The sequence below is a fragment of the Litoribacterium kuwaitense genome (genome assembly GCF_011058155.1).
Lineage (GTDB): Bacteria > Bacillota > Bacilli > Bacillales > DSM-28697 > Litoribacterium > Litoribacterium kuwaitense.
On record NZ_JAALFC010000060.1, the window covers coordinates 1 to 12,838 of the forward strand.

11 protein-coding genes and 1 pseudogene are annotated in these 12,838 nt (G+C 45.4%); 10 read left to right on the plus strand and 2 right to left on the minus strand.

Translation table 11 applies throughout. The annotated features are described in order from the left end of the window. The 10 genes and pseudogenes from G4V62_RS17900 to G4V62_RS17945 form a co-directional block, all read left to right on the plus strand. Positions 1 to 318 (plus strand): DNA-directed RNA polymerase subunit beta (locus G4V62_RS17900; RefSeq protein ID WP_312855539.1); only part of this gene is annotated, 318 nt, incomplete at its 5' end. 27 nt (positions 319 to 345) lie between these two features. Beyond that, positions 346 to 771, plus strand: a complete 426-nt coding sequence (gene fabZ, locus G4V62_RS17905) for a 3-hydroxyacyl-ACP dehydratase FabZ (protein ID WP_165204847.1) — start codon at positions 346 to 348, stop codon at positions 769 to 771. Between the two features lie 76 nt (positions 772 to 847). Continuing rightward, positions 848 to 1,690: an AraC family transcriptional regulator gene (locus G4V62_RS17910; protein WP_165204849.1), complete on the plus strand. Its 843-nt coding sequence runs from the start codon at positions 848 to 850 to the stop codon at positions 1,688 to 1,690. Positions 1,691 to 1,860: 170 nt separating this feature from the next. Further along, positions 1,861 to 3,348 carry a HEAT repeat domain-containing protein gene (locus G4V62_RS17915; RefSeq protein WP_165204851.1) on the plus strand — a complete coding sequence of 496 codons (1,488 nt, stop codon included), beginning with the start codon at positions 1,861 to 1,863 and terminating at the stop codon, positions 3,346 to 3,348. 241 nt (positions 3,349 to 3,589) lie between these two features. Beyond that, complete coding sequence (locus G4V62_RS17920) at positions 3,590 to 4,246, plus strand: YetF domain-containing protein (RefSeq protein ID WP_165204853.1); 657 nt, start codon at positions 3,590 to 3,592, stop codon at positions 4,244 to 4,246. 109 nt (positions 4,247 to 4,355) lie between these two features. Beyond that, positions 4,356 to 4,589, plus strand: a complete 234-nt coding sequence (locus G4V62_RS17925) for a hypothetical protein (RefSeq protein WP_165204855.1) — start codon at positions 4,356 to 4,358, stop codon at positions 4,587 to 4,589. Positions 4,590 to 4,763: 174 nt separating this feature from the next. Further along, positions 4,764 to 7,868, plus strand: coding sequence for a beta-galactosidase (locus G4V62_RS17930; RefSeq protein ID WP_165204857.1), 3,105 nt, complete (start codon positions 4,764 to 4,766; stop codon positions 7,866 to 7,868). 182 nt (positions 7,869 to 8,050) lie between these two features. Then, entirely contained in the window at positions 8,051 to 8,701 is a 651-nt protein-coding gene (locus tag G4V62_RS17935) for a hypothetical protein (protein ID WP_165204859.1), read from the plus strand. A 118-nt stretch (positions 8,702 to 8,819) separates the two neighbouring features. Then, positions 8,820 to 9,269 (plus strand): GNAT family N-acetyltransferase, encoded by a 450-nt coding sequence (locus G4V62_RS17940; RefSeq protein WP_165204861.1) that lies wholly within the window; start codon positions 8,820 to 8,822, stop codon positions 9,267 to 9,269. A 158-nt stretch (positions 9,270 to 9,427) separates the two neighbouring features. Then, positions 9,428 to 10,992, plus strand: a pseudogene (locus tag G4V62_RS17945) (catalase). Positions 10,993 to 11,038: 46 nt separating this feature from the next. Here G4V62_RS17945 and G4V62_RS17950 read toward each other — a convergent pair. Both G4V62_RS17950 and G4V62_RS17955 read right to left on the minus strand, forming a co-directional pair. Then, entirely contained in the window at positions 11,039 to 12,184 is a 1,146-nt protein-coding gene (locus G4V62_RS17950) for an MFS transporter (protein ID WP_165204863.1), read from the minus strand. 7 nt (positions 12,185 to 12,191) lie between these two features. Further along, the coding region (locus tag G4V62_RS17955) for a glycosyltransferase (protein ID WP_165204865.1) at positions 12,192 to 12,838 on the minus strand (647 nt) is incomplete at its 5' end.

Sequence of the window (12,838 nt, forward strand, 5' to 3'; positions counted from 1 at the left end):
TTTTTGATGACAGGCTATAAGACTGAAGTCGTAACGAAAAAGCCGAGCACGCGCCAAGAATATAAATCCTTGGAGAAAAAGAAAGCATCACCAGAGCAGTCTGATACGAAAGACCGACGACGCCTGCGGCAGAGAATACGCCTGTTTCCAATTTGGTTTCGACTGCTGGCTCTCGTTCTGATGACGGGGCTTGCTTTAATTGCCGGAGCAATGATCGGCTATGGCGTCGTCGGTGACGGTCATCCAATGGATGTATTGCAATGGTCTACTTGGCAACACATTATAGACCTCGTCGTCAAAGAATCGCCGTCTGCTTAAACGATGATACATAGAAGGGGAATTGATATGGAATTTAAAGACATTCAAAACGTTTTACCCCATCGTTATCCCTTTTTACTAGTGGATCGAGTGGTTGAGCTTGAAGAAGGAAAGAGATGCAAAGCCCTTAAGAACGTCTCTGGAAATGAACCATTTTTTCAAGGGCATTTTCCGGGTTACCCAGTCATGCCAGGAGTATTAATTGTGGAAGCTATGGCTCAAGTTGGTGGTGTTGCGCTCTTACATAAAGAAGACCTCCGAGGAAAACTAGCCTTTTTGGCAGGCATTGACCAATGTCGTTTTAAAAAGCAAGTCGTTCCTGGAGATCAGCTTGAGTTGGAAGTCGAGCTCACACGGGTTCGAGGCAAAATTGGCAAAGGAAAAGGTGTCGCAAAGGTGAAAGGTGAGCTTGCGGCTGAAGCGGAAATTACCTTCGCCATAGGCGATGCATAATACCGGGCTAGGCAGGCTCGGTATTTTTTTTAAAATCCGAAAAAGAAGGACAACCTGTGTGGAAAGGGAGAACAAAATGAAACCATCCGCGCATATGCAGTGGAGACACCGCTTACAAAACTTACAAGGGAGTGTATCAATCGCTGCAAAAACGAAAGTATCGGTAAAATGGAGAGACTTAAATTACACACCTGATCACCATAAGTTCTATTACATTTTAGAAGGAGAAGGACGTGTCGTCATCGACGGCGAAGAGCTATTTCCTAAGCCGGGAGATATGGTTGTCATGCCAGCGGGAGTAAAACAGTCATATCAAACGGTCAGTGAGAATACTTTTTTAAAATATTGGTGTCATTTTACAGCTCAGTTAGGGCCGCTACAGCTATTTAAATGGTTAGAGACACCACGGGTGATACGAGTGATGGACGAAGATCATGAACGGGTTGTAGCCCTGTTTGAAGCGCTCATCGAAGCACATCAGAGCCACGAAATGGCAGCAGCGATTCGAGAAAAAGCATTTCTTTTTCAGCTCATTGATTTTTATATAGAGCAATGTCAAAGCAACGCTGTAGACATCAAAGAAGAAAATACGCTGACGGAGGAGACCGAAAAATTATCGGTCATTTTTGCTTATATCGAAGAACATTTGCACGAGAAATTGACAGTGAGACAGCTGGCGAATCGTGTCCATTTTCATCCAAATTATTTTATTCGTTTTTTTAACGAGCATGTCGGTGTTTCCCCAATTCAATATTTGTTACAAGCAAAAATTGAAAAAGCTAAAACGATGCTGATGGATAAGCGTTTTTCGATGGCCGATATTGCTGCTTCGCTCGCCATGGAACCACATTATTTCTCCAGAACGTTTAAAAAGAAAGTGGGCATTACCCCATCTGAGTACCGGCGTTTATTTGGATAACCAATAATAGGTTAACTTTATGCAAATAGAGGTGAAGATGTGGCATTTTAATTATGGATTACATTTGTACAATAGAAGTACAACAAGAAATAAAAAAATGCATCGAACCTGTTGCGTATTTTGTAGAGGTTGGCCTTCTTGATTTCAAATGACTATTTGGAGGGATCCGAATGACGGAACACAAACAATTACTCACCGATGAGCAAATGCAGGAATTTATTGTAAACGGTTTCTTGATTTTAAAAACTGACTTTTCAGAAGAGTTTCACGAAAAATTGTTGACACAACTAAATGGCGTATATCAAGGGGAAGGCAACCCAGGAAATAACTTGCTTCCTCGTGTCCGTGAACTGCAGCAAGTATTTGATCATCCCGTGATTGATGGAGCGCTCACGAGTGTTCTTGGTGACAATTATTTAATGCACGCCCATCGTCATGGTCACTTCAACAACTCGCCTGACCACGGTGCTTGGCATAAAGACTCATATTGGGGCTATCAAACCGTACGACACCACCGTCCGTGGTGGGCAATGATTATGTATTTCCCACAAGATACACCGATTGAATTGGGACCGACCGGGGTGATGCCAGGGACGCAAAACCACGCCACCCGTATTTTTAAAGAAGATAATCTTCCGGAAGAGGCGAAAGCGTTTGGGGCAGCCGGTACGTTTGCTCTCATTCATTATGACATTTGGCATCGTGCAACCGCTAATCAGTTAGGCAGAGAAAGATACATGCTTAAGTTTGAATTTATGCGCACTGAAGCGCCTGTGAAGCCGACGTGGGACCTTAAAGATCCGCAATGGCATACACCAAATACAGCAGGCATCTTCCATGAGCATCAAGTGATGTGGCAAGATACGTGGTCGTGGCTTAAAGGAGAGTCATTGACTCTGACAGGATCTGTCGACGAAGAGCAAGCGCTGAAAGATATGGAATCTGACGATGTGAACGTGCGTACGAAAGCATGCGATGCGCTAGGGTTCTTAGGAGACGGAGCAAGTGATAAAGCCGTAGCAGCATTGCGCGAAGCAATGACGGCTTCCTATGAGCCAATCTCATTAAATGCCGCATATAGCCTTGCACGTCTAGGAGAGAAAGGGCAAAAAGCCTTGTTCGATGTGTTCACGAATGAGCGGATTAAGGCAGCACGAAGCGCGGCTTATGGTTTACAGTCGTGTGATGAGCGTGTGATTGATGGTTTAATTGAAGCTCTCAGCCATGATAAAAAAGAAGTTGTCGCCTATGCTGCTTTCGCGCTCGGCGAGCAAAGAGAAAAAGCATCAAAGGCTGTAGGTAAATTAATCGAGCAATTATCACATCCTGAGCCACTCGTCCGCCATACCGTTGTCGATGCCCTTGGAATTATTCAATCTCCAGAAGCTGAGGTTACCGAAGCGTTAATTAAAGCGTTGAAGGACGAAAACGTGCAAGTACGTTTCACTGCAGGTCTCGCATTTATCAAAATGGGCACAAAGTCAAAAGAAGCCGTTCCACATTTAATTGAGGCCTTAGAAGACGAAGACCGGTATGTACGAGCGCATTCGTTAGAAGCGCTATACTACATTGGTACTCCAGAAGCTTATAAAGCTGTCTTCCATCAGCTTCGCAACGCCCGTTGGTGTACGTCAACGTCGCCTGCTAGCACATTCTAAACGCTTCACAAATATCCATGCTGTATCGTACAGACAAAGTCGACCTAGACTTTGTCTGTTTTTCTGATGTAGATGTGCCGGTCAAAACCATGCGCTTTGGCGAAGTATGGACGTGTTTTACAAAGCGATTTCTAAGAAGACTCAAAGTGAGCGCTCAACGATTCTTCATTGGTTTAAGAGGTATTTTCTTATAGATAGCTGCACATACTACGGCAAAACGGCAAGTGTGGTGATTTGACGAATGTTTGGAAGCATTGCTTTAGAGCTTGTCGTCGGGTATATTCTTCTGCTCAGCCTCACAAAATTTCTAGGAAAAACGCAGTTGAATCAGATTACTGCGTTTGACTTTATTGCGGTTGTCGTCCTAGGTGAGCTCATTGGGAATGGTTTATATGATGAGAACATTCATGTTGGGCATCTCGTTTATGCTACTGTAATCTGGGGTGCGCTGTCCTTCATTTCTGAATGGGCTACGCAAAAGTGGAAAAAGACACGGTCCTTTTTGGAAGGGAATCCATCGATCGTCGTTCGCAACGGTGAGGTACAGCAAGATGAAATGACTAAAAACCGATTGGACATAAATCAGTTGCGCCAATTGTTGCGAGCAAAGGATATTTTCACGCTTCGTGACGTCGCCTATGCCATATTGGAAGCGGATGGGTCTATAACAGTCATGAAAGAGCCGCCAAATAGCAATATGCCTTCACCTGTGCTACCAGTCACCTTAGTGACTGACGGGGAATTAATTACGGATAATTTAAAGGAAGCAGGCATATCGGAAGACACATTAATCGGTGCATTAAAACAGCACGGTGTGGAAGATTACAAAGATGTCTTATTTGCCGAATGGAAGGCGGACGCATCTCCGCCCTTGCACCTTAATTTAAAGCAACCATAAGGAATGCCCTACTTTTTTTAGATGAACGTAAAAAAAATAAATCTTGGGCATGATAGAAAAAGGCCTGGAATAAAGCGGCCAGATTCAACAGTAAAAGGAGGGAAGCGAAATGAAATCAAATTGGTTAACAAAAGTTGGAGCACTTACATTTGCCGCTGTGGTTGCAACTGCATGTGGAGGAGCAACAGATGATAACCCTCCAGCTGAAGACAATATGCAGCAAGACGAGAACGATATGCAGCAAGATGAGGAACAAATGAACGAAGATGAAGAGCAGATGAACGAGGACGAGCAACAAATGAATGAAGATGAGCAGGAAATGGATGAAGAAGAAAGTCAATAAAGATGACATGAATGCCATCTTTTCTATGAATCACTAGGTGAGTAATCATCTGGTGATTTTTTTATCAACCTTCACGAAATTTTGAGGCGTATTAAGATCATATGTCCTGTTCACTTTGATGGAGGCGCAGTAAAATACAAGGAGGATTACATATCGCAAGAGGAGGGTTTTCGAATGACGACCGTATTTTTCTATGATGAAACGTTCCCATATGAAGGTGTTCGTCCTCCTGAGACGACAATAACCCAGTGGCAGAGAGCAGGTAAAGTGTGCAATGCTGAAGGTTTATCTGAAGCACTGTCAGCAGCAGATGTGCTCGTGATGACGCATGGCGCTTACTTTCCGAAAAGTGCCTGGGGAGCAATTAAAGCTCATGTACGTGCAGGAAAAGGGCTTGTGCACGTTGGCGGTGCGCCGTTTAAGCGTCCTGTCGTTCGAGAAAATGACCAATGGACAGTAGAGAGAGAACAGACAGGTTATCACCAAGAGCTTAATATTCAAGAAGCACACGTCGTGAATTCTAAGCCGGTCGAGCAATTAAAGGATCACCCGGATTGGCCGCAATTGTCAGGCTTAGCACACGGCCTTACGGTGGAGCAGACGTATAACTTCACACTGCATGTGACGCATTCAGAGGACTTGCCCGATGAGATGGGTTCCGGTGGACCGATGGATGCTCACATTTACGCACTCGTTCAAGGTTTTTCTAAAGACGACCGCTTCGTTTCTGCACCAGTCGTTATGTTAGAAAACACGAAGGGTGATTTTTCAGGAAGTCGCTGGATTTTTATTAATCAGACAGTGACAGATCGCTTTTGGGATCAGGAAAAGGATATATTGGTTCAACAGCTTGTACCGATGGCAGCCCATGGCGTCACAGAGTTCTGGCTGAAACCAAATTATGCAAGTTACTACGAAGGCGAGCAGCCACGTCTAACCTTGCAGCTGCAAAACCTTCATCGTCAAGCGGAAGAGACAGAGTGGACAATTGCGATTCATGTATTTTCAGAAGATGGCGTACACGATTGGAAAACAACCTACACGACGATGGTTGATCGGGATATCGTGTACGATTCTATAGCTGTACCTGTAGACATACAACCTGGGTATTATCAGGTCGTTGCGACCGCGACATCATCAAGAGGAGATCGTCGCACGTTGCACCAAGGTTTTTGGGGCTATGACCAAGCCTTGCTGGAAGAAGGAACACCATTAGAGACAGAACGTGATTATTTTGTTAAAGATGGCAAGCCATTCCCGATCGTTGGAATGACTTATATGACTTCTGACGTGGCGAGAAAGTTTCTCTTCCTGCCTAATGTATCTGCATGGGACAAAGATATGGCTCAAATGAGTAACGCTGGAATTAATTACATTCGAACGGGGTTTTGGACTGCGTGGCGAACGGCAATGTTTACCGACGGTCATGCCTCAGAGGAAACATTGCGTGCCCTTGATGCCTTTTTACTGACAGCGAAAAAGCATCAACTTGAAGTGACAGTTAACTTCTTTTCATTTACACCTGAAACGTGGGAAGGGGAAAATCCGTATCTAGATCCGCGCAGTGTCGAAGCGCAAAAACGATTCATTCGTTCGATGGTGTTGCGTCACCGGACGTCGACCCACGTAGAATGGGATTTAATTAATGAACCAACGATGTTTGATCCGAAGCGTATCTTTGCGGGACCACGCTCTTCACATGATCGTTTTGAAAAGGCAGCCTATATCGAGTGGCTGAAAGAGCGTCATGACACGATTGAAGTTCTCCAGGAACGCTGGAATATGACGCCTGAACAACTGCCAAGCTTTGAGGCCGTACAGCTACCAGAGCCAAGTGACATCAACTTCTTAACGACGAGCATTCTCCCGAAAAAGGGTGGACAGTGGCTTGACTATACGCTATTTACAATGGAGATGCACAATCGGTGGGCGAGTGAACTAACCGCAGCGATTAAAGAGGCTGTTCCTCATCAGCTTGTTACCGTCGGACAGGATGAAGGATTAGGTGCTCAACGTCCGTCACCTTTCTTCTACGCCAAAGCGGTCGATTACACATCTGTGCATTCATGGTGGTTCCTCGATCATCTCGTCTGGGATTCTGTGTTTACGAAAGCACCTGATAAGCCCAACCTCGTGCAAGAGACGGGCATTATGTATGTGGAACGCCCTGATGGACGCGCAAAGCGTTCCGAAGAAGAGCTACGCAATATTTTAGAAAGAAAATATGCCCTTGCTTTCGGAACAGGGAACGCGGGAGCCGTGCAATGGCTATGGAACGTAAACCATTATATGAACAATGTGAACGAATCCAACATCGGTGCTGTTCGTTCCGATGGCAGTGAGAAGCCTGAGGCAAATGTCTCCTATGATTTTGGCTCCTTCATCGGACAGGTGAAGCATCTGTTCCGGGATCGTGCTTTAGAAGATGTTGCAGTCATCTATCCATACAGCAACGATTTTTCAAATCGCCCAGTGATCCCAATGGCAACAAAGAAATTAACGCGCATCCTGACCTATGATCTGCGAATTCCTTTCCGTGCTTTCGGTGAATATGACCTCGAAGAACTGGAGAAACAACCGCCAAAGGTCATTTTTGTTCCAAGCAGTCATAACTTTAGCGATCAAGCCTTTGCTAAGTTAATGGCACATGCAGAAAAGCATGGAACCGTCATTTTATGGACAGGGCCATTGAATATCGATGCGTATTGGTGGCCGAACAATCGTGGCGAAGCATTGGTAGGCAAAGCAGAACGCGCGAATGTTCGTCGTCACGAGCGCTTGTTGCTGGAGGAGACGACGTACGATATCGCATTTTTAGAAGATCAATCGACCAATCTAAATATGATTGGCAAGCTGGAAAAAGAAATAACAGCGGAAACCCAGCTTCCAGAAGGTGTAGCGCCAATTATTAAACCTGTAGGCAAAGGAAAGCTCATCTGGTGCCCATTGCCTGTCGAGCTTAATCTTCATGATGAGCCGATTAAAAAGCTCTACTCTCTCGTCCTTGAAGAAGCTCGTGTCACTGGTGATTTGCGCTGGTTGTCTGGCGACACACCAGGGATCTACGGACGTCGTCAGGTTTTCCCAGAAGGAGAGTTGCTCGTCTTTGTCTCAGAAGATGCAGAAACGACAAATGTCCGTATTCAGCACCCAGAAAGCGGAAAAACTTACTCGTTTGAAGTAGAGAGTGAGCGGACGGTCATGTTTGCCCTTGATCTTGAAGGCAATGTCACAGCGGTTTACAGACCAGACGAAGTGAATATTCATGTAACTGAATAGACAAGATAAAGAGACACCTAGGCGCTTTGCGTTTAGGTGTCTCAGTGTGTATTGGAAGCAAGTGAGAGCGGATACGTCTATACACTATACACCATAGTGTCTTGAGACGGTTTACGAGTTCCTGTCACTTTGCTACACTAAAAAATTAGTGCAACTAACTCAGGCAAGAAAGGAGCATTCAATTGAAAAAATGGGTTAATCTTATCATTTCACTGCTTGCAATTCTCATGATAACAGCGTGCGGAGCACCCGAAGAAAATACAGAAGCACCGAATGAAGAAGCACCAGCAGAGGAAAGTCAGTCAGAAGGAACTCCTGCAGAAGAGGATGATCAGGCAGGGTTAACAGAAGAAGAAAGTCCTTCAGAGGAAGGACAGTCTGCGTCTGAGACAGAAACAGATTTCAGCGATTTTTTAACGAGGATCGAAAATGACGGTATAGTCGGTTCTTGTGAAACACCACTTGATGGTGCTGTAAAAAAAGCAGCATTTATCGAAGAGCGTGGTGAGCCGACGGAGAGAAACAGCTTAGGCGGCTCGGAGGAATTGGTTTATGAAGCAGACATGTGCAGCTATACCTTCAGCATTCACGACGATACAATGACAACGATCACGTGGGTGCCACAAGGTGCGACGAAGACCGATGTGACAGACGCTTTAGGCGAAAAAGAGGTAGAGAGGTCAGAAACCACTGGGCAAAACTTTATGCTCTACACAACAACAGACCATCTTGTTTACGTCTATCTCACGGAAGACGAGGAGAAGGTAGACAGCATTTTCGTTAAAATCATGATGGACGAAGAGCGGTCGCAATACACGCCTGATACAGCATAGATCAGTCATTCTTTTTCTTGAAAGTTTAACTGTGCTTTGGATTCAAAGGATAAATATCGTCAGCGCATCAGCATCACGCAAGATACTTAATGCACCATGTGTAGAAGGGAATACAGCCATGGCGTTACAATGGAAAATTTGCTCGTTTGAAGAGCTCACATTAGACGAACTGTACGAAATCCTCAAGCTGCGGGTAGATGTGTTCATCGTAGAGCAAGAGAGTCTGTATAAAGATATTGATGGGAAAGACAAAGACACGTGGCACCTCACTGTGATAAGTCAAGGCAAGCTACTCGCTTATGCACGACTTTTTCCTGCCAATATTGATCGGGAAGCCCAGATCGGCAGAGTCATAGTTGCGAAGGAAGCACGTTCATTAGGTGTAGGTCGCGAGCTCATGACACGCGCCGTCCGTTGGCTTGACGAGCACGAGCAACAGCCACGCATTCGCATATCTGCCCAAGCTCATTTACAGCGTTTTTACAATCATTTCGGTTTCGTGACAACATCAGACGCCTATGACGAGGACGGCATCCCCCATGTAGAAATGATTCGTGAAGCGCCGTAATATAAGCAAAAGCACCTGTCTCTCGTGCCTTTAATGGCATGACAGATTAAGGTGCTTTTTGCTGTACAGCGCCAGCATAATCAGCTGTTTTTCTCCGCCATGCATATTTCATTAATAAGTGGAAAAACTTTGTATGGTTATGAAATGGAGGGAAACAGATGAAGCATCAGCAAAAGCAAACGAAGCAAGAGAAAGATACGCTAACGAATCGGCAAGGCCACCCAGTGACCAATAACCAAAGCGTCCGAACAGTTGGTAACCGCGGGCCTACGACTTTAGAGAACTATGATTTCCTAGAAAAAATAAGCCACTTTGATCGTGAGCGAATCCCGGAAAGGGTTGTCCATGCGCGTGGTGCAGGAGCCCACGGTTATTTTCAATCTTACGGAACCGTTGACGGAGAGCCGATTTCTAAGTATACGAGGGCGAGCGTATTTACAAATACAGACATCAAGACGCCGGTGTTTGTTCGTTTTTCAACGGTCGTTCATGGTGGACATTCGCCGGAAACTTTGCGTGATCCGAGAGGCTTTGCTGTAAAATTTTATACAGAAGACGGCAATTGGGATTTAGTCGGGAACAACTTGAAAATCTTTTTTATCCGCGATCCGCTCAAGTTCCCGGATATGGTTCATTCGTTTAAGCCAGACCCTGTCACAAACGTAACTGATCCTGAACGCATGTTTGACTTTCTATGTCAATCTCCTGAATCAGCTCATATGGTGACCTTTTTATTTTCGCCGTGGGGAATTCCGGCAAATTATCGGCAGATGCAAGGATCAGGTGTTCATGCGTATAAATGGGTGAATGAAGAAGGGAAGGCTGTCCTCGTTAAGTATCATTGGGAGCCTGTTCAAGGCATTAAAACCTCACTCAAGAGGAAGCTGACCGCATTCAGATGACGAATACGACTCACGCCACGCAAGATTTATACGAAGCGATCGACAATGGAGACTATCCGGAGTGGGAGCTGTACGTACAGATCATGGAAGATGGAGAGCATACTGAATTAGATTTTGATCCCCTTGACCCGACAAAGCTATGGTATAAGGAAGATTATCCGTGGCATAAGGTCGGAAGAATGACGCTCAATAAAAATCCAGATAACTATTTTGCTGAAGTGGAGCAAGCCGCATTTGGCACAGGTGTCATAGTGGATGGCCTTGATTTTTCTGATGACAAGCTCTTACAAGGACGTACATACTCTTATTCGGACACTCAACGTTACCGTGTCGGCTCAAATTACTTGCAGCTACCGATTAATGCTGCAAAGAAACATGTTGCAACCAGCCAGCAAGGCGGACAAATGGATTTTCGTACGGATTATGATGAGCAGCCCAACCCTCACGTCAATTACGAGCCTTCACTCATCGGTGGATTAAAAGAAGCAAAAAACCCTGGACAAGAACATAAGCCCTATGTAGAAGGTCATTTAAAAAGAGAAATTATTTCGCGCCAAAATAATTTCGGGCAAGCCGGTGAAACATATCGGCGGTTGAGTGACTGGGAACGCGATGAGTTAATAACAAACCTAGTCAGCACATTATCGACGTGCCGTAAGGAAGTCCAAGATGAAATGGTGAATATTTTTACACAATGTGACGAAGAGTACGGCACGAGAGTAAGACAAGGCTTGGACGAAGCGGGGACGAACAATGATACACCAATGGAAAAGACCGTTAAACGAGCTCAGCAGATGGGGCAGCCGTCTGATCCTTATTAAGGCGCAAAAAAGAGGCACTGGTATCGGTGCCTCTTTTTCAATTCAGTTAAGAAACTTGACGTTTTGGAAACAAGCTATAGGCCATATAGTACAGTGCAGTAACACCGATCAGACTAGCGGACACGATGAGCGCTCCGGTGATCGACCACATGTTAGCAATGACGCCACCAATCACTGGGCCAATCATCACGCTCGCCCCTTGCACGCTGTTAATGACTCCCCAGCCCTCCTGGCGCATCGACGGATGGACAAACGCAGCCATAAAGGCATTCCAAGCGGGCAAGAACGTCGCATAACCCAGCCCGAGTAGACAAGCGTCCAGAAAAATCATCCAGCCGCCAGGGGTGTTTGTAAAGAGAATAATACTGATTGAACAAAGGGCAAATCCAATGATCACAGGCGGAAGATGTCCTACTTTGTCAGCTAATTTGCCAAGCGGAATAAGTCCTAAAAGCGCCGCGATGCCTCCGACGCCGAGTGCAAGGCCAAATTGTTGATTAGAAAGAAACAGTTTTGCAAATAAAGGCAGCAGCGTGACGAGCATGCCACTGGCAATGCCTGTGAGAACAATGCCGGGCAAGAGGACTTTGCCACGTTTGCCAAAGGCAATGAAAGCTTTCACTTTTCCTTTAAACCCTCTAACCGAAGGCTCTTCAGTTGTTATTCCTTTTTCTGGAGCGGACACAGTGGTCATTAAAATCCAGCCGAGTGCGACCATGCCGGTCATCATCCAGAAGACCGAAGCATATGACAGATCAAGCAATAAATTGCTGGCAACTGCACCTGCAGCGAGACCAGCCATCCAGAAGCTGTATAAAAACGCCATCCGGCGCCCGCGCTCCTCTCCAGAAGCTTTACAAAGTGCAATAATCCAGACTGGAACAATGCCAATACCGATCAACGCGCTTCCGATGAGCATTGCCCAAATCTCACCCGTTTTGGCTAAAAATAACCCAACGAGCGCGAGAAAGAATCCGACATTTGACGTCAGTTTTTCTTTGAAAAGGCGCATGATCGGACCCATCACAGCATTTGCTCCGGCGTCCGAGAAAAAATGGACTGTGACAGCCGTGCTTGCAGCAATGACAGCAGCCCCTCCGACCGCAACATTAGGCAAATAGCCAACTAAAAATGCTGAGCGAACGAATTCAACGAGAAACATAATGAAGGCGAGACGCTTAAATCCGTTCATTATGGCATCAACACGCGTTCAAGCTCGAGCGGCTTCGTATTTTCTTTTTTTCACCAAGTGCATAAAGAATATCATTGGAGATGGTTTGCCCTGACGCTGGACAATGCAAGTTTGCCATGTTGGCTTGAAGCTTAGCACGGTAAGCTTCATCTGACAAAATCCGTTGCGTTGCTGCAATCATGTCATCAATATGGTCGACTTGAACTGCCGCTTCCTCTGCATGGAAGAATTCTGCATTTTCCCGTTCCTGACCGGGAACGGCTTTATACAAAACGAGTGGAAGGCGAACATTGATGGCTTCAGTTAACGTAATACCGCCAGGCTTTGTCACCATCACTTCCGCAATTTTCATCAGGTCATCCATATAATTGACATAGCCAAGGACGATGATATTCGGATTGTTTTGATGTTCACGCTGCAATTTTTCTTTAAGCTTACGATTATGTCCACATACAATCACAAGCTGGCTGTTTTCATAGCCAGATAACTTTTGTGCAATCCGGTCTGTATGCTTTAAGACGCCATGGGCACCAGCCATAATGACAACAATTTTCTTATCCGGATCAAACTTGTACTTTTTACATAACAGATGATGGTCACTGTTTTCTTCAAAGCTTGGCATCACAGGAATGCCGCTAACCTTGATTCTCGAGC

Bases quoted from the DNA above. Each gene is read 5' to 3' on its own strand.
- G4V62_RS17925 (WP_165204855.1), top strand. From the start codon at position 4,356: ATGAAATCAAATTGGTTAACAAAAGTTGGAGCACTTACATTTGCCGCT.
- G4V62_RS17950 (WP_165204863.1), bottom strand. From the start codon at position 12,184: ATGAACGGATTTAAGCGTCTCGCCTTCATTATGTTTCTCGTTGAATTC.
- G4V62_RS17920 (WP_165204853.1), top strand. From the start codon at position 3,590: ATGTTTGGAAGCATTGCTTTAGAGCTTGTCGTCGGGTATATTCTTCTG.
- G4V62_RS17930 (WP_165204857.1), top strand. From the start codon at position 4,764: ATGACGACCGTATTTTTCTATGATGAAACGTTCCCATATGAAGGTGTT.
- G4V62_RS17915 (WP_165204851.1), top strand. From the start codon at position 1,861: ATGACGGAACACAAACAATTACTCACCGATGAGCAAATGCAGGAATTT.
- G4V62_RS17940 (WP_165204861.1), top strand. From the start codon at position 8,820: ATGGCGTTACAATGGAAAATTTGCTCGTTTGAAGAGCTCACATTAGAC.
- G4V62_RS17910 (WP_165204849.1), top strand. From the start codon at position 848: ATGAAACCATCCGCGCATATGCAGTGGAGACACCGCTTACAAAACTTA.
- fabZ (WP_165204847.1), top strand. From the start codon at position 346: ATGGAATTTAAAGACATTCAAAACGTTTTACCCCATCGTTATCCCTTT.